Raw genomic sequence first — 20,000 nt, forward strand, 5'->3', positions numbered from 1 at the left:
AAAAGCCTTAGGGGCCTCATGCAATCGGATCTGCCGACTTTTGCACCCGCGAATAGCCGAGGGTCGCGTGCGGCGCCGCTACCGCTTTTCGGTCAGAGCAGATCCCGGTCAGATGGACTCATCTGGCCGGGTGAAGATGCTCGCAAAAACAATAATCTGGAGCGGTATTTGCGCGCGTAAGCGAACAGGTACCGCTCCAGGCGCATCCGCCTGAAGCTGGCGCCCGGGCAGGAATCAGGCTGGTGCGATAAAAATGGGACTACTGACGAAAGTTGCGCCGACAACTATAGTCAGGATCAAGAGGATGATTGCCGGAATGGTCAACCGATCCGGATCGTCAGACTTGGCAGTTCGGCGCCAGAATAAGCTTGATCGAAAGCAGCCAATGGAAACGGTCGGGTTTCGCGGTTCTCTGTGTATCGGCTATAACATCAAGTTTGATTTCACAATTAATCCAGGAAAATGGGCTAAGAATTCCCAATATGCCAATGACCAGTTCTACGCCAACATGGCGAAATCCTTCGGCGTTTCGGCCCATAACGCCAGCTATAGCGGCAATGCCGTCACAGCAGGCGGTGCGGCCGCCGCAAGCTTTCTCATAGGGTTATTTGACCCGGCACCGGTCGTTCCTAAGCCTAAGCTCGGCTATTGGGTGCCGCCGACCGCGGAGCTTAATGACGGCATCAGGTCCCTTCTTTGGGGCGGTACTGTCGTATCACCTGAAACCGCGATGAATTTCTTCGGTGCTGCCATCGTTAAATACGCAGACAGTTGGCGGCTGCAGATGTACGGCAAACAGGCTGAGGAAAAAGGCAATACGGCGTTGTACGCAGCAGAAAAAAATTCGCTCCGTTTCTTGACCGTGACCCGTGGGATCCGAACGCCTTCTCCTTCACGCCAGGCAAGAGCATCGTTCATGATCTCAGTGATCGTGCCGAGAAATGGTTCCCGGGCAGCACCGATCCTTCAGATCGGCCTGCACGATCTGCTTTACCAATACACGGTCGATAAAATAAGCCAGCTTAAAAGCCCGCAGGCGCTGTATCAGTTTCTCAAAGGCCCTGACAGCGCCTACCTGGCCGATGATCACATGTCGCGCTCGGCTCTGCTCGATGTCTGGTGGGATAACAACAAGAACGGCGAATGGAACAGCGGCACCAGCTATGACTCGCTCCAGGCCAAAGCCTGGCACGACAAATTTCAGGGTGAGTTCTGGAAGCGCGAGAGCTAAGCTTAACGCCCTGCGCCTGCCGCCTTTGCTGGACGCGGCTGAGCCCCGGCCAGCAAAGGCGGCGGGCAGTCCGGTTTTCTGCGTTTCTGGGGGGATGGTGGAGATGACCGGAATCGAACCGACGACATCCTGCTTGCAAAGCAGGCGCTCTACCAACTGAGCTACATCCCCGCCCGGCATAATTGGCGTCCCGTACGAGATTCGAACTCGTGTTACCGCCGTGAAAGGGCGGTGTCCTAGGCCTCTAGACGAACGGGACGAACCATTCTGCGATGTGATGAGATGCCTTGCGGCGCCTCATCAGGCCGTGTCGCTGGGTAGCCGAGGGCCGTTCCGGAATCAACCCCTGCGTCGCGCATTTTTGGTCAGAAGCATGACAAGGCTCTCCCGCTCCTGATGCAGGGGCGGGCAGCGCGCGGTCAGGCCCAGGCGGCGTCCTGCAGAATGAAGCTGGCGCTGACCACACCATTCCATTCCTCGGCCCGCAGATAGCCCGCCAGATGCAGCGGCCGGCGGCCGGTATCGGTCAAAGCCTCGGCCAGCGGCCCGGTCTTGCCACGGAACAGCAGGGTTTTGAGCCGCCCGCCGCCTTCACCCTCGACAATGGCGCGGATGGTGCCGCCGTCCTTGCCGATGCGGTCCACCTTGGTGACGCGGGCATGGCTCATGATCAGCAGCGGCTCGTCATTGCCCTGGCCGAAGGGGGCGAGGCGGGACAGATACTCCGCCACCTGCACGGTCGCCCCGCGCGGTGTCATGACGCCTTCGATCGCGAGTGCCGCCGCCGCCGGCATCATGCTGGCTGCCACCAGGCGATCGTTCAGGAAGGCATGCAGTGCCGGCACGCCCTCGATGGGCAGGGAGAAGCCAGCGGCCATGGCATGGCCGCCGCCACGTTCCAGCAAGCCGTTCTGCCGTGCGGCCAGCACCGCCGCGCCGATATCGATGCCGGGGACCGAACGGGCGGAGCCTGTCGCGCGGCCCTCGGCATAGGCCATGACGGCGGCAGGGCGGTTGAATTTCTCTTTCAGGCGTCCGGCGACGATGCCGACGACGCCGGCATGCCAGCCTTCGCCGCCCACCAGCAGCGCCGGATGTCCGGCGGCGATCTGGGCCTCCGCCAGCCTGATCGCCTCCTCCATGACGCCCAGTTCGATCTGCTGGCGCTGGCGGTTGATGCTGTCCAGCAGTTCCGCGATTTCGCGGCCCTCGTCCGCGTCCTGGGTCAGCAGCAGACGCAGGCCGAGACCCGAATCGGCAACGCGGCCGCCGGCATTGATGCGCGGCCCGATGGCGAAACCGCAGGAGGTTGTGGTCGGCACGCCGCGCGTGCCGGCAATTTCCAGCAGAGCCGCGACTCCGGGCCGGTTGCCGCGCGCCATGATGCGCAGGCCTTGGGAGACGAAGGCGCGGTTGAGACCCGTCAGTGGCATGACGTCGCAGACGGTTGCCAGTGCCACCAGATCCAGCAGCGCCATCAGATCAGGCTCGGGCTTTGTCGCACCAAAAAATTCGTCCCGCCGCAGATGGCGGAGGATCGCGACGGCCGTGAGGAAAGCGATGCCGGTGGCGCAGAGCGAGCCCTGGCCCGAGCCGCAGTCCAGGCGGTTCGGGTTGACCGTCGCCAGGACCGCAGGCGGTGGGCCTTCCGCCTTGTGGTGGTCCAGCACGATCGCATCCGCCCGGCCGGTCAGGCAGGTCAGAGTATCGTGGGCGGCGGTGCCGCAATCGACACAGATGACGAGGCTGGCGCCCTTATCGACCAAGGCGCCGAGAGCGGTCGGGTTAGGGCCATAGCCCTCCGTCGCGCGATCAGGAATATGCGTAAAGACGATGCAGCCCAATCCGCGCAGCAATTCAGTCATCAGCGCGGTCGAGCAGGCGCCGTCGACATCGTAATCGCCGAAAATGCCGATCGTCTCGCCGCGCTTCACCGCTTCGGCGATGCGCGCTGCCGCGTGATCCATGTCGATCAGCGTCGAAGGATTTGGCAGCAGGGCACGCAAAGTCGGTGTCAGATAATGCACGGCCTCTTCGATGCCGATGCCGCGGATAGCGAGCAGGCGCCCGACGATTTCCGGCACATCGAGCTTCTGCGCAATGCCGAGGCCAAGATGCGCGGGCAGGGCATCCGCCCCCGCGCGCCACAGCCAGCGGCGGCCGCTCAGGCTTGTCTCCACCCCCAGCACGGCCTCAGCCTCGGTCGGGGAGGGGGAGGAGACGAGCGCGCTCAGCGCCGCGTCCCCCGCAAGCCGGTGATGGCTTCGCGCATCATGCGTTGGTCCAATGCTTGATGGCGAAGTCGTGCTGCGCTTCGACGAAGCGGACGGTGCCGGACTTGCTGCGCATGACGACGGAATGGGTGACGGCGCCACTTTCCGTCCGCAGCACGCCGCGCAGCATCGGGCCCGTGGTCACGCCGGTCGCCGCGAACATGACGTCGCCGCCGGCGATCTCGTGCAGGCTGTATTTGCGGTTGGGGTCGACCACACCCATGGTCTTCGCCCGTTCGATCTGGGCGTCATCCTCATACAGCAGGCGGCACTGCATCTGGCCGTTCATGCAGCGCAGGGCGGCCGCCGCGATCACGCCTTCAGGCGCGCCACCGGAACCGAGATAGATATCGACGCCGCTTTGCGGCAGGGCGGTTGCGATGCAGCCGGCGACGTCCCCAGCTTCGATCAGCATGATGCGCGCACCGGCTTCGCGGCACTCCGCGATAATCTCGGCATGGCGCGGGCGATCCAGGATGCAGACGACGAGATCGGAAATATCGACTTTCTTGGCGCGGGCGAGGTTGCGCAGATTGGCGCCGGCCGGCGCGTCCAGGTCGACCACACCCTGGGGCAGGCCCGAACCGACGGCGATTTTCTGCATGTAGATATCCGGCGCATGCAGGAAGCGGCCCTTATCGGCCAGCGCGATCACGGCCATGCCGTTGGCCGCACCCTTGGCGACGATCTCGGTGCCTTCCAGCGGGTCGACGGCGATGTCCATCTCGACGCCGCCCATGCCGACCTTCTCGCCGATATAAAGCATCGGCGCCTCGTCCATCTCGCCCTCGCCGATGACGACGGTGCCCGAGATGGCGACCGAGTCGAAGGCGTGGCGCATGGCTTCCACGGCCGCGCCGTCGGCGGCGTTCTTGTCGCCGCGGCCGATCCATTTGGCGGCGGCGATGCCGGCCGCCTCCGTCACCCGCACCAGCTCCAGGGCTAGGTTACGGTCGGTATGTTGGCGGGGAAGCTGGGACATGGCGTGCTCCTTCAAGATCTCGCTCGCGCGGGGACGAGCCTAGCCCGGCCCGCGCCGATTCGTGAAATAACGCGGGTATCAGGCGGCACCGATGCGGATCAGCGCCGGCGGTTCCAGGACGCTGTCGAGATTCGCAATGGCCGATAGCGCCTGCATCATCGCACCCTCCGTCGTCTCATGCGTCACCAGCACGATCGGCACCGATTCGCCCGGTGCGCGGCCGTGCTGCAACATGGATTGCAGGGACACGCCGGCATCACGCAGCACGGCGGTGACGTCCGCCATCACGCCGGACCGGTCGCGTACCATCAGGCGCAGATAATAGGCGCCCTGATGCGCCGACATCGGCAAAGCCGGCAGCTTGCCCAGCGCATAGCCTTCCACGCCCCAGATTGGGGTCAGGCGTCCGCGTGCGATATCGATGAGGTCCGCCACCACCGCTGAAGCGGTGGGTCCGGCACCGGCGCCACGGCCCATCAGCATCACGCGGCCGACGAAATTGCCTTCGGCCACGACCGCGTTGAAGACGCCGTCAACCTGGGCGATCTCCTCCGCTTCCGGCACCATGGTGGGGTGGACGCGCATCGAGACACCGTCCGCCGTGCGCTTGGCAATGCCGAGCAGCTTGATGCGGAAGCCAAGTTCGCGCGCGAAAGCAATATCCAGCGCGGTGATGCGGCGAATGCCTTCCACATGGAGGGCCGCGAAATCGACCGGCTGGCCGAAGGCGAGCGCGCCCAGGATGGCGAGCTTATGGGCGGCGTCGACACCGTCGATATCGAAGGCGGGGTCGGCCTCCGCGTAGCCGAAGGCCTGGGCGTCGGCCAATACTTCAGCGAAGTCGCGACCCTGCTCGCGCATCACCGTCAGAATGTAATTGCAGGTGCCGTTGAGGATGCCGGAGACCGAGATGATCTCATTGGCGGCCAGCCCCTCGCGCAGCGCCTTGATGGCAGGAATGCCGCCGGCAACCGCCGCCTCGAAGCCCAGCGGCACGCCGTATTCTTCTGCCAGACTGGCGAGTTCGGCGCCATGCAGGGCCAGCAGCGCCTTATTGGCGGTGACGACCGGTTTGCCGGCGCGGATGGCGGCACGCACCGTATCGGCCGCCGGGCCTTGCGCGCCGCCGATGACCTCGACCACCACATCGACATTGTCGTCGGTCGCGAGCGCGACCGCGTCGTCATGCCAGATCAGGCCTTCGGTCGCGAAACCGCGGTCCCGCGTGCGGTCACGGGCGGACACAGCCGTGACCGTAATCGGCCGGCCGGCACGGGCGCTGATGATAGCCGCATTCTGACGCAGAACATTGACCGTGCCGGCACCGACGGTGCCAAGGCCCGCTATGCCGACGCGCAGCGGTTTGTGGGGGTCGCTCATGCGGATACCTGCGGAGTAGAGGCCGGCAGAGCGCCAGCGGATTGATTGCCGTCGCTGGCCAGGAAGGTGCGGATATTGCGCACCGCCTGCCGCAGCCGCTGGGTGTTCTCGACCAGCGCGATGCGGACATGGCCGTCGCCGTATTCCCCGAAGCCGATGCCGGGGGCGACGGCGACGCGGGCGCGTTCCAACAGCAGCGTCGAGAAATCGAGGCTGCCCATATGGGCGTAGCGCTCGGGGATCGGTGCCCAGGCGAACATGGAGCCGCGCGGGCTGGGCACGTTCCAGCCGGCGGCGGCCAGGCCAGGAATCACGACGTCCCGCCGCTCCCGATACAGTTGTCGCGCGGCTTCCACGCAATCCTGCGGGCCGTTCAGGGCGGCAGCGGACGCCACCTGAATGGGCGTGAAGGCGCCGTAGTCGAGATAGGATTTCATGCGCGCCAGCGCCGTCACCAGCCGCTGGTTGCCGGCGGCGAAACCCATGCGCCAGCCGGGCATGGAATAGGTCTTGGACATGCTGGTGAATTCCACCGTGACGTCGCGGGCGCCCTCGACCTGCAATACCGACGGCGGCGGCGCGCCGTCGAAATACAATTCGGCATAGGCAAGGTCGGACAGGATGAAGAATTCATGCCGGCGCGCGAGCGCCACCAGTTCCTTGTAGAAATCCAGCGTGGCCAGCTCTGCCGTCGGGTTGGACGGGAAATTGACGATCAGCGCGGTCGGCTTCGGCACGGAATGGCGGACGGCACGGTCGATGGCGCGCAGCATCTCGTCATCCGGGGTCGCGGGGATGGAGCGCACAGTCGCCCCGGCGATGATGAAGCCGAACTGATGGATGGGGTAGGAGGGGTTCGGCACCATGATGGTGTCACCCGGGCTGGTGATCGCGGCGGCGAGGTTCGCCAGCCCCTCCTTGGACCCGAGCGTCGCGATAACCTCGGTCTCGGGATCCAGCGTGACGTCGAACCGACGCTGGTAATAATTGGCGAGCGCGCGGCGCAGGCCTGTGATGCCGCGGCTGACCGAATAGCGATGCGTGCGCGGGTCCTGCACCGCTTCCACCAGCTTCGCCACGATATGTGGCGGCGTCGGGCTATCCGGATTGCCCATGCCGAGGTCGATAATATCGGCCCCTTCGGCGCGAGCGGCGGCCTTGGCCTTGTTGACGACCGCGAAGACATAAGGCGGAAGCCGGCGGATGCGGTGGAACTCTTCGGTCATGGCAGGTGGTCCGAACGGGGGTGAAGCACGAAAGGGGAAAAGCCGTTACGCCCAATCCCCCCGTTGCTCAATCCGTTCAATCGTCAATCCACCAATCGCGCGAGGCCACCCTGGCCAAGCGCCTGGGCGCTCGGCACCAACGCGTCGGCCGGCAAGCCATCGGCCATCAGTTGGACGGTGATGGCCCGGCTGCGTTCCAGTGCCAGCGGCATGGCGGCGGATTGGTCCGCCAGCGTTTCACTGGCAGCGTCGCCGTAGCCGGTGACGGCAATGCGCGCAGTCTGGCGGCTATAGACCAGTTGCAACAGCGCGCGCTTCATGGGCGCCGACAGCACGGCCGATCGCGGCGGGAAGGACAAAGCGAGCGGTGGCACCGGCGGCAAAGGCGCGGGTGCCACGTAAGGGGCCGGCTGCGGCAGGACCTTGGGCGGGACATAGGTCGAAGGCAAGGCCGGGATCGCGAAGCCGGGCACGGCGGCCGGTGCCGGGATGCTGGTTGGCAGCGCGGGCGGATGCGCCTCGTCCGGCTGGGCGACGGGGCCGAGCGCGCCCGGCACGCTCAGCCCGTTGTTGGGATCGAAATAGGTATAATGGGTGCCGACGGACTTGCCTTGTTCGGGCTGTCCGGCAGCATTCACCGGCAAGCTTTGCGGGCCGGGGGGCGGGGCCTTCTGAGCATTCTGCGGCTGATCCGGCCCACCGAAGGTCACGCTGGTGCCGTTGCTGGCCGATGCGGATGCCGGCGCCTGAGTCGCGGCCGTGGCCGCTGCGACGGTTTTGGCGGAAGCCAGGCCGGCGTTGCTGCCGTTCGGCCCTTGGGCATTTTCCAGACGCTGGATCGCCGCCATATCGGCCGCCGAATCCGTGGGCGCCTGCGCTGCCGTGACCGCAGCCGCGGGCGGTTTGGCCGGAACGGGCGCCGGTTTCGGTGTCTGGGCCGCGCCATTGGCCGGCGTCGTCGGCAGGGTCGGGATCGGATTGTCGGCCGCATATTGATGGGCGTTGGCGCCCTGCGCGGTCAGCGCGGCCTTCAAGTCGGCCCACTCCGCGTCGGGCATGCCGGCCGGGCGTTTGGGTGCGGCCGCCAGATGCGGGAAAGGGGCTTTGGGGTTGGGCGGCGGCGGCCGGTCCTGCGCAATGGCGCCGCCTTCCATATTATGCCACCAGGACACCGGATCTATGGAATTGGGCACGTCGCTGCAGCCCGCCAGCAATAGCAGCAGGCCGGCCGGCGCGGTGATGGCGCCCAGGCGGGAGGCGATGGCCAAAGCCCCTGATCGCCCTAAGCTTCCGCGTGATAGCCCTGGCGTGACTGTGGGTTGAACCCGGCTGGTCCGAGCCTTACCCTCTGAATCGGTTAGCAACATACAGCCCTTATCCTTGTAGGCGGGGGTTGGTCTAACCCAAGCGGCGAATGCCGGAAAGGATCGTGTCATGGCGGATAGCGAGAAACCGGACCAGCAAGACATTCGCCTGCCTGACCCCGAGCTTGTCCGACGTACCATGACCGACATCGCCGAGCGATCCCAGCGCATCATGATCGGCTGGCTGAAGCGCCAGAACGCCGAAAAGGCCGGCGTTGCGGCCGGCAAGACCGATCCGCTGAACATCGGCGCGGCGTTCCTGGAGATGACGGCCAAGCTGATGGCCAACCCGGCCCGGCTCATGCAGGCGCAGATGGGGCTGTGGCATGATTATATGGCGCTATGGCAGAATACGACCCGCCGCATCATGGGGCTGGATACCGAACCCGTCATCGCCGCCGACCCGCGCGACCGCCGCTTCAAGGACGGCGCCTGGCAGGACAATGAAATCTTCGACTTCATCAAGCAGAGCTATCTGCTCTCCGCCCGTTTCGTGCAGGACGTGGTCAAGGACGTCGATGGGCTGGACCCCAAGGTCGCGCAGAAGGTCGATTTCTATTCGCGCCAGTTCGTCGATGCGCTGAGCCCGAGCAATTTCGTCCTCACCAACCCCGAAGTGCTGCGCCGGACGGTGGAGACGGGCGGCGAGAATCTGCTCAAGGGCCTGACCAATCTGCTGACGGATCTGGAGATGGGGCGCGGCAAGCTGCGCATCCGCATGACGGACCAGGAAGCCTTCCGGCTGGGCGAGAATATCGCGACGACGCCGGGCAAGGTCGTCTGGCAGACGCCGCTGATGCAGCTGATCCAATATGCGCCGGCGACCGAGACGGTGCTGAAGCGCCCGCTGCTGATCATTCCGCCTTGGATCAACAAGTTCTATATTCTCGACCTGCGCGCCAAGAACAGTTTCGTGCGCTGGGCGGTCAGCCAAGGCCATACGGTCTTCATGGTCTCCTGGGTCAATCCGGACGAAGAGCTGGCGGCCAAGGATTTCGAGAATTACATGACGGAAGGCGTGCTCGCGGCACTCGACGCGATCGAGCAGGTCACGGGCGAGCGGGAGATCAATGCCATCGGCTATTGCCTGGGCGGCACGCTGCTGGCCTCGACGCTCGCCTGGATGGCGGTCAAAAAGGATCGCCGCATCAAATCCGCGACCTATCTGGTGACGCTGCTGGATTTCTCGGAGGCGGGGGAGCTGGGCGTCTTCATCGACGAGCAGCAGATCCAGGCTCTGGAAGAGCGCATGAATAAGCGCGGCTTTCTGGAAGGCAGCGAAATGTCGCAGACCTTCAACATGCTGCGCGCCAACGACCTGATCTGGTCTTTCGTCGTCAACAACTACCTGCTCGGCAATGAGCCGTTCCCCTTCGATCTTCTTTATTGGAACAGCGACAGCACGCGCATGCCGGCGGCCATGCATAGTTTCTATCTGCGCAGCATGTATCAGAAGAATGCGCTGAAGGATGCCGGCGGCGTCAGCCTGTGCGGCGTGCCCATTGACCTGTCGCGCGTCAACCTGCCGATCTATATGCTGGCAGCGCGCGAAGACCATATCACGCCCTGGAAATCGACTTATCAGGGGCTGAAATATATGAAGGGCAGCAAGCGCTTCGTGCTGGCCGCATCCGGCCATATCGCGGGCGTCGTCAATCATCCCGAGTCGGGCAAATACAGCCATTGGGTAGCGTCATCGACGCCCGAAAGCCCGGACGCCTGGGAGGAGATGGCGACCGAGATCGCGGGGTCCTGGTGGCCGGACTGGCAGCGTTGGATTGCCAAGCTTTCGCCCGAAACTGTGCCGGCGCGCGAGGTGGGCACGAATGTGACGGTGATCGAGGACGCGCCTGGGTCGTATGTGAAGGTGACGGGCTGACGCTCCGCCGCAGTCGGAGGGTGACGGGGGCGGCCGGTCTGGGTAAGAGGCGCTATGACCTCTGACATCATCGCGCTCGTTCTTGGATTGATCGGCCTGGGCCTCGGCCTTCTGGCCTTTGTCACGGCGCGTGGGGGCGGTCAGGCGCGCGAGCAGGCGGCCGAAAAGCTGCGTTTGCAGGCCGAGCAGATCCTGGCCGGCATCCGTGCCGAGTCCGACACCACGCGCAGCCAGATCGCGGCGACCGAGCGCGGATTGACGGGCGCCATCCAGACCGGCACGACCGGCGCGCTGACCCGCGCTTTCGAACAGATCACCCAGGCGACGACGGCGGTCGGCGCGTCGATGGATACGATGCGACTGTCCGCGGTCGAGGAGCAGCGGCGCATCGCCGCTGCACTCGACCTGCAGCTGACGACACTGCGCGAAAGCAACGAAAAGCGCCTGGCTGAGATGCAGGCGACGGTGAATGAACAACTGCACGCGGCTGTCGAAAAACAGATGGAGCAGAGCTTCGCCCGCGTCGTTGATCAGTTTACCGCCGTGCAGAAGGCGCTGGGTGATGTGCAGGCGGTGACGGCACAGATCGGCGATATCAAGCGGCTGTTCACCAATGTCAAAACGCGCGGCGGCTGGGGTGAGGCGCAGCTGCGCGCGATGCTGGAAGATGTATTGCCCGCCGGCAGTTTTGAGGCCAACCGCAAACTGCGGGAAGACACCGACGATATGGTGGATTTCGCGGTCGCCATGCCTATGCGCGGCAGCGCGCGCGTCTGGCTGCCGGTCGATGCGAAATTCCCGGTCGAGGATTACGAGCGTCTGATCGCTGCAACCGAGGCCGGTGACGCCGAGGGTGAAAAGCAGGCAAGGCGCGGTTTGGAACGGCGCTTGCGGGATGAAAGCCGCAAGATCTACGAAAAATACATCAACCCGCCGGTGACGGTGGAATTCGGCGTGCTTTACCTCGCGACCGACGGGCTTTACGCGGAAGTCGCGCGCGTGCCCGGTCTGCTGGAGGAGATGAGCCGGGAATGTCGCGTCATGATCCTGGGCCCCAGCTTGTTCCCGGCGTTGCTGCGCACCGTCCAACTCGGCCATATCACGCTGGCGCTGGAGGAAAAGGCGGATCAGATCCGCGCGCTGCTGGGCGCCACCAAGACCGAAATGATGAAGATGGATGCTGTGCTCGGCAAACTCGCCAAGAATGCGTCGAGCATGTCCAATACCATCGAGGCCGCGCGCACGCGGGCGCGGCAGGTCAATCGCAAGCTGCGCGGTTTGGAATCGATCGAAGGCGCGCGGGCGGATGAGCTTCTCGAACTCGACGCCAGCCTGCCTGCGCTGGAGCAGGACGACGCCGAAGGCTAGGGCCTCGTGAAAAACCCCTGGAGCAGATCACGGTCAGATGGAATCATCTGACCGGGTGAAGGTGCTCGCAAAAACAATAATCTAGAGCAGCGTAAGCGAATAGAACACGATCTAGAAACGAATGTTTCCGGCCAGAATGACGCCGCCGAGGTCCAGCCTCTCAACCCCGCTCGTCTTGCTGCCGCCGTCAAAGGCCAGAAAGCGATAGCCCAGAGATAGATCGAGCCAGTTTGTCGTTTTGTATGCGACAGCGCCATAGACTTGCCACGTCAACGGCACAGACCCGCCGCCTGCATCGACGTAGAAAGGGAAATAGATATTGCTGTTCGGAATGTTGATGCGCCCTGTCACGCCACCGATGCCTTCGACATGCGACGCATTCAACGTGAGCCGTCCATCACGCGACAGCGCCACGGTCTGATTGGGGCCTTGGACATTGGCGGCCAGCGTGTAGTTGCTGCTGGCCCCGATAAATAGCTTGCGCATGCCAAGAACGGCATCGAGATTGCCCCAATCGCCCTGCAGCAGCGTGTAGCCGCCGGCAACCGACCAGATCGTCGTCGCCAGTCGCGTTCCGGTTTCAAGCTGCTGGTCTCGGGGGACATAGATCGGTCCCGACCCGAGATTGACCGAGGAGATATGGCTGTCCGAACTCGTGATACTGGCATTGGCGTAGACGAGATCGGTCATGAGGGTGAAGCGTCCGTATCTCGCCTCGGCCCCGCCCATCAGGGCGAAATTGAGTTGCGACAGATAGTCTCCGATACCGGAACTGACTGTATTGGTGACGCTGCCGACACGAGATCCCGTGTAGCTATAGGTGCTCGATACCCGCGGCAGCCAGGCATAAGGTGTCGTCGAAAAGCTCCACCCTTGTGTGGATTGGATCGGTGTCGGTGATACTGATGCCACCTGGGCGCGGCTGTGCGGGGCGAATGAAAACAAACCGGCGGCCGTGCAGAGCAGCAGCGAACCACGCAGGCGGAAACGGCAAGGGCTTCGGGATCGGCGTGTGATCAAGGTCGGCACGAGCAAGGGCCTAGAGCTTTGTGATCTTCGAGCCTTCGATACCAAGCCCCGCCATCAGTCCCTTCTGGCTGAAGATCATAGCGTAGATATCCTGGGTGATCGTGCTTGACGTCAGTTTCCTGGCCATCCCTGCATCAACCACGACGACGCTCGGGCCGACGCCGATCTCGAATCCGGATGATTTATCAAGATAGCTGAGTGCTGTGTCGGTCATCAGAAATAGGGCATAGCCGAACCACTGCGCGCCAACCTGCAATCCGTAGGACGCGGCGGCAGAACTATAATGACCGGTGACGCGGCCCTGCTGGATCATCGCACCTTCGCCATAAGCGCCGCCGAGCACAAAGCCGATCTTCACGATTTTGGGGAAGATCAAAACGGCAGTCGCCTTTGCCGCCAGCTTTCGTGCCGCCGCGTTCTCTCGGGTCAGCTTGCTCAAGGCTGCCAGAGCAGCGCGATCCTCCTGTGGGTCGGCCTGCCCTGTCGCGGCAAAGGCAGCGCTCGCGGGCGCCAAGACAGCGAGCCCGGCAACGAATGACCGTCTATCAATGAGCATCGCTTTCCCCATTCGATCACCAGTCGTAGTGATCTTAGATCAAACTTATTCCAAATAAAATATACAGAGAATCAATGCAGTTACGATGTCGTTTATATCCTGTGTCGAATGGAATTGGCTAGTGGCGAATAGGCCCCTGCGCAAAGTTGCGTCATGGCAATTTACGATTTAGATCAATAAGCATCTGCTGATAAGAAAAGTCCGCTCGCTCGGGCTTCATTGAAGAGGGCTCACGAACGATGAGACAAAAGCTTGGTTCGGCAGTGGCGGTGCTAGCCTTGGCGTTTGCAGCCACATCGGCTTTGGCAAAGAGCGAGACGCATCCGACCTATTCGGCAGATGTCCCATCCTCGATCCTGACCCCTGACACAGTCAAGACGCGCATTGGTACTCTTCGGTTTACGGATGGTGCGCCCGACGAGAGGACAGTGCAGCTGGTCTACGACCAATTGGATTTTTCCAGGGCCGTCGAGGCGTTTATGACCGGCATGCCTGCGGCCTCGGTCTACGCGATTTGCGAAGGCCTCAGTCATGTCGGCGTCAAACCGAACCAGGCCTTCGGTGTGACCGAGGATCTGATGGATGCAAGGTCGCTATTTCTGACGGCGAATGCGACGACCGTCTATGGCTTCACCTGCCTTGATCTCACGCAAGGGCCGGTCGTCGTGCAGGTTCCCCCCAATGTGCTGGGGCCTGCCGATGATGCCTATTTCAAATGGGTGACGGATATAGGGTTGAGAGGCCCGGACCAGGGCAAGGGCGGACAGTATCTGTTCGTTCCACCCGGATATAGCGGCAGTCTCGCGTCTGACGGCTATTTCGTTGCTCGGCCGCATAGCAATACGGTGCTGATGTTCTTCCGCGCCTTCGTGCAGGGCGGGGATATCGCGGCCGCTGTCGCCAGCGTCAAATCGCACGCGCGGATTTACCCGCTGTCATCAAGCGCGAACCCTCCCGCTACGGTCTTCGTCAATACGTCAGGCCTCAAATTCAATACGGTTCATGCGAACGACTTCCATTTCTATGAAGAACTGAACGCCGTCGTGCAGCACGAACCGGCCGATTTCGTCGATCCGGAAACGGTCGGGCTATTCGCCTCGATCGGCATCAAGAAGGGCAAGCCCTTCGCGCCGGACGCGCGGATGAAGGCCATTCTCACGGATGCGGCGGCGGTCGCCAACGCGACAGCACGTGCCATCCTGTTCGCGTCGCGTGACGCGCGGACGAAGCTTTACCCCGATCGTCAATGGTTCACGCCCTTCTTCGGCGGCAGTTTTCAATTCGCCGATGGTGCTGAGCGTATGCTGGATGCGCGCACGCTGTTTCACTACTACGCCACCGGCGTCACCCCGGCCATGACCGCCCCGGCGCCGGGTACGGGCTCTGCCTATGCCGTTTCGGTGCGCGACTCCCAGGGCCGCTATCTCGACGGTGGCAAGACGTATAGGATCACGCTGCCGGGACCGGTTCCGGCGAAGCAATTCTGGTCCTTCACGGTTTACGACAACCAGACGCGTTCCCTGTTGGAGACCGACCAGAAATCGGCCGGGATCGACAGCAATCACCCCGGCATCAAGCCCAATGCCGACGGATCGGTGACGGTGTGGTTCGGCCCGCAAGCCCCCGTGGGAGAAGCCAGCAACTGGGTTCAGACAATGCCGGGAAAGGGCTGGAACACGCTTCTGCGCCTTTACGGGCCGCTGCAGCCCTGGTTCGACAAAAGCTGGAAGCCGGGCGACTTCGCGCGCATCGACTGACGCTAGAGCTTTGTGCGGGAACAGACGCTTGCGCTCATGAGATTTAACGGCCAAGGCCGAAAAAAGCGGGCCGGAATCCCCTGTTATTCCGGCCCGCCTCTCGACCCTCAGAACCGGTAGCCGAAACCGACACCGAATACTGTGGGGTTGAGGGCTGTCTTGGCCTTTACACGGCCGGCGACGCTGTCGATGTCCGCTGTCGTGTTGATGAACATCTGCTTCGCATCGACATTCACAAACCAATGGTCAGCGATATTGTAGTCGAAGCCGATATCGAGCGTCGGTCCGGCAGTCGTGCTGAGGCTGAACTTCTGCACGGTCGGTGTCGCCGGATCGCTCGCATAGAAGAAGGCGACGGTGACGCCGAGGCCGAGATAGGGGCTGAAACGGTCATCGGGCAGGAAATGGTATTGCAGCGTCAGGGTCGGCGGCAGCACCCAGGCATTGCCGACATCGACATGGCCGAGTGCGGTGTCACCCGCGGAAATCCGATGATGCGTGCTGGCCGCAATCGCCTGCAACGCCCAGTGGTTGGTGAGAAAATAGGTGAGGGTCAGTTCGGGCGAGACGCCGCCGCTGGCATTCACATTGCCGCCGATGGGGCTGATACTGCTGGAGAATGTCTCCGGGATCACGCCGATGACGCTCAAGCTGGTCTCAAAAGTCCCGGCCTTCAACGGTGACGGCGCCGGGCTGAAAAAGCCGATGCCCGAATTCTGGGTCGCTTGCTGCGGGTTGACTGTCTGGGCCTTCGCCTTATCGGGAAAGGCTCCGAGCAGCGCGACCGCGATCGCACCCAACCCCAATATGCTCCACCGCTTCATGCGATCCTCCATCACGTTGTCCGTGCTGGGCATGAAGTCAGCCGGCGGGGCGAAAAGCCTTGATCGAGCGCAAAGCAGCCTTATGCTGCGGTGCAATGCAGCCCTGCACGACTAGTCTTCCGGCCAGGGATGGTTCAGCATGAAACGCAAGGGATTAAGAGCCTAAGCCGGGAGGGCGGCTTGCGAGCCAGGGCCTTTTTGCTAAAGATTAGTGAAATAGAAGCTACCAGCCTGTTCAGGGCTATTCCTGACCAAACGATAAGTACTTTTTGCCGGCCTGGGCTAATGAGCGACCCGATTTTCGAGGCTGGAGGCGGTTCTGACGACCGATAAGTTTCAAGCGTTATTGGCGGAGATCGACGTCCGCTACTTCGACGCGGCCTTCTACCTCGAAACCTATGCTGATGTTCGCGGTGCCGGGGTTGATCCGCTGCACCATTATGTAAGCTGGGGTGTCTACGAAGGACGCGACCCCAACGCTTTCTTTTCCAACACCTGGTATCTGCTGCAAAATCCGGATGTTATGGAATCCGGGATCACGGCCCTGCATCACTACGCGACCTTCGGCGCGCAGGAGGGGCGTGACCCGCATCCGCATTTCGATGTCAATTTCTACGCCAGTCAGGTGCCGGAAGCGGCTGAGGAGCCACTCCTTTATCATCTGCACGTCGGTCAGGCGCTGGGCCTGCCGACCCGACGCCCTTTCTCCATCACCCAGGCCATGCCGTCGCGCGGTGTCTTCCACGAGCCGCCGGCCGAGGTCGCGGTCGATATCGTCATCCCCGTCTATCGTGGGCTTGAGGAAACGCGCAATTGCCTGCGCAGCGTGTTGCGGGACCGTCGTCCCGGACGTCCGGGGCTGCTTCACCGCATCGTCGTCATCGACGATGCTTCTCCTGAACCCGAACTCTCGCGCTATCTCGATCGCCTCGCCGCGCGGCGTTTCATCCATCTACTGCGCAACCCGCGCAATCGCGGATTTGTCGCTTCGGCCAATCGCGGCATCAAGGAAGCGGGCAACCGCGATGTCGTGCTGCTCAACGCCGACGCGGCGGTACCATCCGGCTGGCTGAGCCGCCTGGCGGGGCAGGCCTATAGCCATCCCAAGGTCGCCAGCGTCTCGCCCTTGTCGAACAATGCGACGCTCTGCTCCTACCCCGGTGTGCCCGGTGGGCCGCTACCCTTTGGCGAAAGCCTGGAGGCGATCGACGACGCCTGTGCCGCGGCCAATGCCGGCCGTGCCGTCCCCGTGCCGACGACGGTCGGCTTCTGCATGTATCTCCGCCGCGATGCGCTGAACGAGCTGGGGGTGCTGGACGCCAAGACCTTCGGACGCGGTTACGGCGAGGAAAGCGATTACTGCATGCGCGCCAATGCCGCCGGCTGGCGGCATCTGCTGGCCTGCGACCTCTTCGTCTATCATCGCGGCGAGGTGAGTTTCGGGGAGCATGTACCCGAACGCGCGGCCAATGCGGCGCTGCTGCATGCGCGCTGGCCTGACTATCAGCGTCGCGTCGGTCTGCATTTGCGGTTGGATGAGGCGCTGCCTTTCCGCGTTGCGACCACGCTGCAGCTTTTCGCGACCAATGGCCTGCCGACCGTCTTGATGGTGCAGCACATCTATGACGGCGGCATCGGCCAATATATCCGCGATCTGACCTTGCGCTGCCTGGGGCGCGCCAATGTTCTGGTTGTGCGCGCCACGACCGATGGGCGCGGCGTAGCGCTGGCCGTACCGGCCGCGGCCGATCATCCGGAATACGTCATTCCGCTGCCGAAGACCGAGATCGAAGATCCCGATCTGGCGGACCTTGCCGCCCAGGATGCGGTGCTGAAGGATGTGCTGTCGCTGCTGGCGCCCTTACGCATCGCCCGCGTTCACGTGCAACACTGGATCAATCTGAAGCTTGATCTGCGCGCATTGATCCGCGCGCTCGACGTGCCGTTCGATGTCACGGTGCATGATTGGTTCGGCATTTGCCCGCGGATCAATCTGCTGCCTATGGCGGATGGGCCAAGCTGCGGCGAACCTGCCGCCGCTGTCTGCAACCGCTGCATCCAGACCCGCGATGATACGGCCGCGCATGATATTGCGGGCTGGCGGGCGGAACATGCCTGGCTGTTCCGGCTCGCGGATCGCGTGCTCTGCGCGACCGAGGACAGCATCGAAAGGCTGGCGAAATATGGCCTCGCCAGCCGCGCCGTGCTGGCGCCGCTGGAAGCGATGCCCGAGCTTGTGCCGCCATGCCCGACCGCCAAGCCTGAACCGAAGCCCATCCGGGCCCGTGCGGCGACCCGGCCTCTGCGTGTCGCCGTGCTCGGCGTGCTTGCCGACCATAAGGGCGCGCAAAACGTTTTGGCGGTGGCGGAACTGGCCTCCGCCGACCGTCTCGCCATCACCCTGATCGGCAAGTCCGAACGCGGTATTCCTGAGGCCGCGCGCGCGGTGCTGAGCGAAACCGGCGCTTACGAGGCCGACGAACTGCCGGCGCTGATCGACCGGGTCGACCCGGATGTGATCTGGTTTCCGGCGACCTGGCCTGAGACCTGGAGCTATACGCTGACCCAGGCCATCCTGTCCGGCCGGTCGATCCTGGCGTCAGACATAGGCGCGTTTCGCCCGCGTCTGGCAGGCCATCCCCGCGCGCGGATGATCGCACCCGATACGATGCCCGAGCAGGTGATCGCTGCCTTGTCGACCCTGGCCAGGGTGAGCCAGGCCCCGCGCGGGCGGACGGATGATCGGCAGGCGCCACCCGCGCCGCTAAGGCCGAGCTATTACGATGGTGCCTATCAGGCGCCGCTTTCGGCCCCGGCCATACGCGCGTCCAAGTCGCGCATGCCGGTCGATTTGCGGCGGGATGGCAAGCTTTCGGTAGTGCTGGTGCCGGAACGGCTTGATATCGGCGTGCTGAGCGGTTGCACTTATATTCGCGGCCTCTTGCCGCTGACGCATGCGGCGGCGGGACGGGATATCGAGGTAACCTTGGCCTCGGCCGAGGAAGCGCTCGGTCTCAAATCCGATATCCTGATGGCGCAGCGCTTCGCCGTGCCGGATCAGGAATCTGCACGGCGGCTGCTGGTCCATGCCCGCAATAGCAGGACGCCACTGCTCTATGATCTGGACGACGATCTTGTGGATCTCCCCGCCGACCATCCCGAAGCAGAGCGACTGAGGCCCCTGGCGGCCGGCATTGCCACGCTTCTGTCCGGGGTGAGCCGCGTGCATGTCTCGACCGCCCGCCTGGCGGAGCGGCTGGTGTCGCTGGTGCCGGGGGGAAGGGCTGCGATCGATATCGTTCCGAACGGTCTGGATGAAGAGCTCTGGTCGCTCGGGCTGGGGGACCAAGGCAAGCCGGAGATGGCGGCTCTCGCGGCGGCCGGCGTGCAGATGGGGCCGGTGCGCATCCTGTATATGGGCACGGCGACCCATGGCGCGGATCTCGACCTCATTCTGCCGGTGCTTCGACGTCTGCATGAGACTTTCGGGGACCGGATCGCGGTCGACCTTGTCGGCGTCACAGGTCCGGGAGAGCTGCCGTCCTTCGTCAACCGGGTGGTCGTGCCACGCCGGGCCGGCCTCTCCTATCCGGCCTTCGTCGGCTGGCTGATGGAGCGGCATCGGCGCGAGCCCTGGGCCATCGGTCTCGCCCCATTGGTCGATACGCCGTTCAATCGCTGCAAATCCTCGATCAAGATGCTGGACTACGCGGCGCTGGGCCTGCCGACGGTCGCGTCCGATATGGCGGCCTATCATTCTGGCGAGGGCCTGCCGCTGGCGCAGCCGCTGAGCCTTGAGGGCATCGAAGCCGGCGGCTTTCTCGCCGCCGATGAGGCGCAGTGGTACCACGCCTTGGCCCAGCTTATTCGGCGCCCGGATTTGCGGCTGGCGATGGCAACGCAAGGGCGAGAGGCGCTGCTGCGCGACGGCGTGCTGGCGGCCCAGGCCGGGTCGCGCCGCGCTGGGCTGGAGGCCATCGCCGCTTCGCAGGCGACCTGGGGCCAGGCCAGTTCAGGCAATCCCAGACCGAGCAAGGCAATCTCGCCGCCGCAAGAGCAAGATGCGGAGAGTTTACCCGTCAAGCCAACCTCCAAGAGGCGTGTGCTTTCCTCCGGCCGGGCTTAAACTTG

Annotated in this window: 13 protein-coding genes and 2 tRNA genes; 5 read left to right on the plus strand and 10 right to left on the minus strand. The window is 63.6% G+C overall.

The genetic code is table 11. From position 1 onward, the window contains the following. Positions 1–304: 304 nt before the first annotated feature. Positions 305–1,231, plus strand: a complete 927-nt coding sequence (locus tag ACELLULO517_RS15070; protein ID WP_227308239.1) for a hypothetical protein — start codon at positions 305–307, stop codon at positions 1,229–1,231. Between the two features lie 95 nt (positions 1,232–1,326). On the opposite strand, the gene ACELLULO517_RS15075 is transcribed toward ACELLULO517_RS15070, so the two are convergent. The 7 genes from ACELLULO517_RS15075 to ACELLULO517_RS15105 form a co-directional block, all read right to left on the minus strand. Then, positions 1,327–1,402, minus strand: a tRNA-Ala gene (locus ACELLULO517_RS15075). 12 nt (positions 1,403–1,414) lie between these two features. Further along, positions 1,415–1,490: transfer RNA gene (locus tag ACELLULO517_RS15080), tRNA-Glu, on the minus strand. A 160-nt stretch (positions 1,491–1,650) separates the two neighbouring features. Next, positions 1,651–3,606: a single-stranded-DNA-specific exonuclease RecJ gene (gene recJ / locus ACELLULO517_RS15085; RefSeq protein ID WP_319796429.1), complete on the minus strand. Its 1,956-nt coding sequence runs from the start codon at positions 3,604–3,606 to the stop codon at positions 1,651–1,653. Next, positions 3,503–4,486 carry a class II fructose-bisphosphatase gene (gene glpX, locus ACELLULO517_RS15090; protein ID WP_227308240.1) on the minus strand — a complete coding sequence of 328 codons (984 nt, stop codon included), beginning with the start codon at positions 4,484–4,486 and terminating at the stop codon, positions 3,503–3,505. The genes recJ and glpX overlap by 104 nt, the downstream gene beginning before the upstream one ends. A 78-nt stretch (positions 4,487–4,564) precedes the next feature. Beyond that, positions 4,565–5,866, minus strand: coding sequence for a homoserine dehydrogenase (locus ACELLULO517_RS15095; protein WP_227308241.1), 1,302 nt, complete (start codon positions 5,864–5,866; stop codon positions 4,565–4,567). Continuing rightward, positions 5,863–7,092: an LL-diaminopimelate aminotransferase gene (locus ACELLULO517_RS15100; RefSeq protein ID WP_227308242.1), complete on the minus strand. Its 1,230-nt coding sequence runs from the start codon at positions 7,090–7,092 to the stop codon at positions 5,863–5,865. The genes ACELLULO517_RS15095 and ACELLULO517_RS15100 overlap by 4 nt, the downstream gene beginning before the upstream one ends. An 83-nt stretch (positions 7,093–7,175) precedes the next feature. After that, a complete protein-coding gene (locus ACELLULO517_RS15105) occupies positions 7,176–8,360 on the minus strand; it encodes a hypothetical protein (protein WP_227308243.1) in 1,185 nt (394 codons plus the stop codon). Positions 8,361–8,526: 166 nt separating this feature from the next. On the opposite strand from ACELLULO517_RS15105, the gene ACELLULO517_RS15110 reads away from it, so the two are divergent. Next, positions 8,527–10,335, plus strand: a complete 1,809-nt coding sequence (locus ACELLULO517_RS15110; protein ID WP_227308244.1) for a PHA/PHB synthase family protein — start codon at positions 8,527–8,529, stop codon at positions 10,333–10,335. 54 nt (positions 10,336–10,389) lie between these two features. Next, positions 10,390–11,703, plus strand: coding sequence for a DNA recombination protein RmuC (locus ACELLULO517_RS15115; RefSeq protein WP_227308245.1), 1,314 nt, complete (start codon positions 10,390–10,392; stop codon positions 11,701–11,703). 111 nt (positions 11,704–11,814) lie between these two features. Here ACELLULO517_RS15115 and ACELLULO517_RS15120 read toward each other — a convergent pair whose 3' ends face one another. Beyond that, positions 11,815–12,732, minus strand: a complete 918-nt coding sequence (locus ACELLULO517_RS15120; protein WP_227308246.1) for a hypothetical protein — start codon at positions 12,730–12,732, stop codon at positions 11,815–11,817. Between the two features lie 10 nt (positions 12,733–12,742). Further along, positions 12,743–13,171 carry a lipid-binding SYLF domain-containing protein gene (locus tag ACELLULO517_RS15125; RefSeq protein ID WP_227308247.1) on the minus strand — a complete coding sequence of 143 codons (429 nt, stop codon included), beginning with the start codon at positions 13,169–13,171 and terminating at the stop codon, positions 12,743–12,745. A gap of 596 nt (positions 13,172–13,767) precedes the next feature. Here ACELLULO517_RS15125 and ACELLULO517_RS15130 point away from each other — a divergent pair. Beyond that, on the plus strand, positions 13,768–15,045 hold the full coding sequence (locus ACELLULO517_RS15130) for a DUF1254 domain-containing protein (protein WP_227308248.1): 1,278 nt from the start codon (positions 13,768–13,770) through the stop codon (positions 15,043–15,045). 107 nt (positions 15,046–15,152) lie between these two features. Here the strand turns inward: ACELLULO517_RS15130 and ACELLULO517_RS15135 are convergent, their stop codons facing one another. Beyond that, entirely contained in the window at positions 15,153–15,902 is a 750-nt protein-coding gene (locus ACELLULO517_RS15135; protein ID WP_227308249.1) for an OmpW/AlkL family protein, read from the minus strand. Between the two features lie 313 nt (positions 15,903–16,215). On the opposite strand from ACELLULO517_RS15135, the gene ACELLULO517_RS15140 reads away from it, so the two are divergent. Beyond that, positions 16,216–19,995: a glycosyltransferase gene (locus tag ACELLULO517_RS15140; RefSeq protein ID WP_227308250.1), complete on the plus strand. Its 3,780-nt coding sequence runs from the start codon at positions 16,216–16,218 to the stop codon at positions 19,993–19,995. Positions 19,996–20,000: the final 5 nt, after the last annotated feature.

Source organism: Acidisoma cellulosilyticum (genome assembly GCF_020621385.1).
Lineage (GTDB): Bacteria > Pseudomonadota > Alphaproteobacteria > Acetobacterales > Acetobacteraceae > Acidisoma > Acidisoma cellulosilyticum.

What these genes read in the sequence shown, in the direction of transcription:
- ACELLULO517_RS15110 (WP_227308244.1), top strand. Translation starts at nt 8,527, where the DNA reads ATGGCGGATAGCGAGAAACCGGACCAGCAAGACATTCGCCTGCCTGAC.
- ACELLULO517_RS15135 (WP_227308249.1), bottom strand. Translation starts at nt 15,902, where the DNA reads ATGCCCAGCACGGACAACGTGATGGAGGATCGCATGAAGCGGTGGAGC.
- ACELLULO517_RS15070 (WP_227308239.1), top strand. Translation starts at nt 305, where the DNA reads ATGATTGCCGGAATGGTCAACCGATCCGGATCGTCAGACTTGGCAGTT.
- ACELLULO517_RS15095 (WP_227308241.1), bottom strand. Translation starts at nt 5,866, where the DNA reads ATGAGCGACCCCCACAAACCGCTGCGCGTCGGCATAGCGGGCCTTGGC.
- ACELLULO517_RS15130 (WP_227308248.1), top strand. Translation starts at nt 13,768, where the DNA reads ATGACCGGCATGCCTGCGGCCTCGGTCTACGCGATTTGCGAAGGCCTC.
- ACELLULO517_RS15115 (WP_227308245.1), top strand. Translation starts at nt 10,390, where the DNA reads ATGACCTCTGACATCATCGCGCTCGTTCTTGGATTGATCGGCCTGGGC.
- ACELLULO517_RS15100 (WP_227308242.1), bottom strand. Translation starts at nt 7,092, where the DNA reads ATGACCGAAGAGTTCCACCGCATCCGCCGGCTTCCGCCTTATGTCTTC.
- glpX (WP_227308240.1), bottom strand. Translation starts at nt 4,486, where the DNA reads ATGTCCCAGCTTCCCCGCCAACATACCGACCGTAACCTAGCCCTGGAG.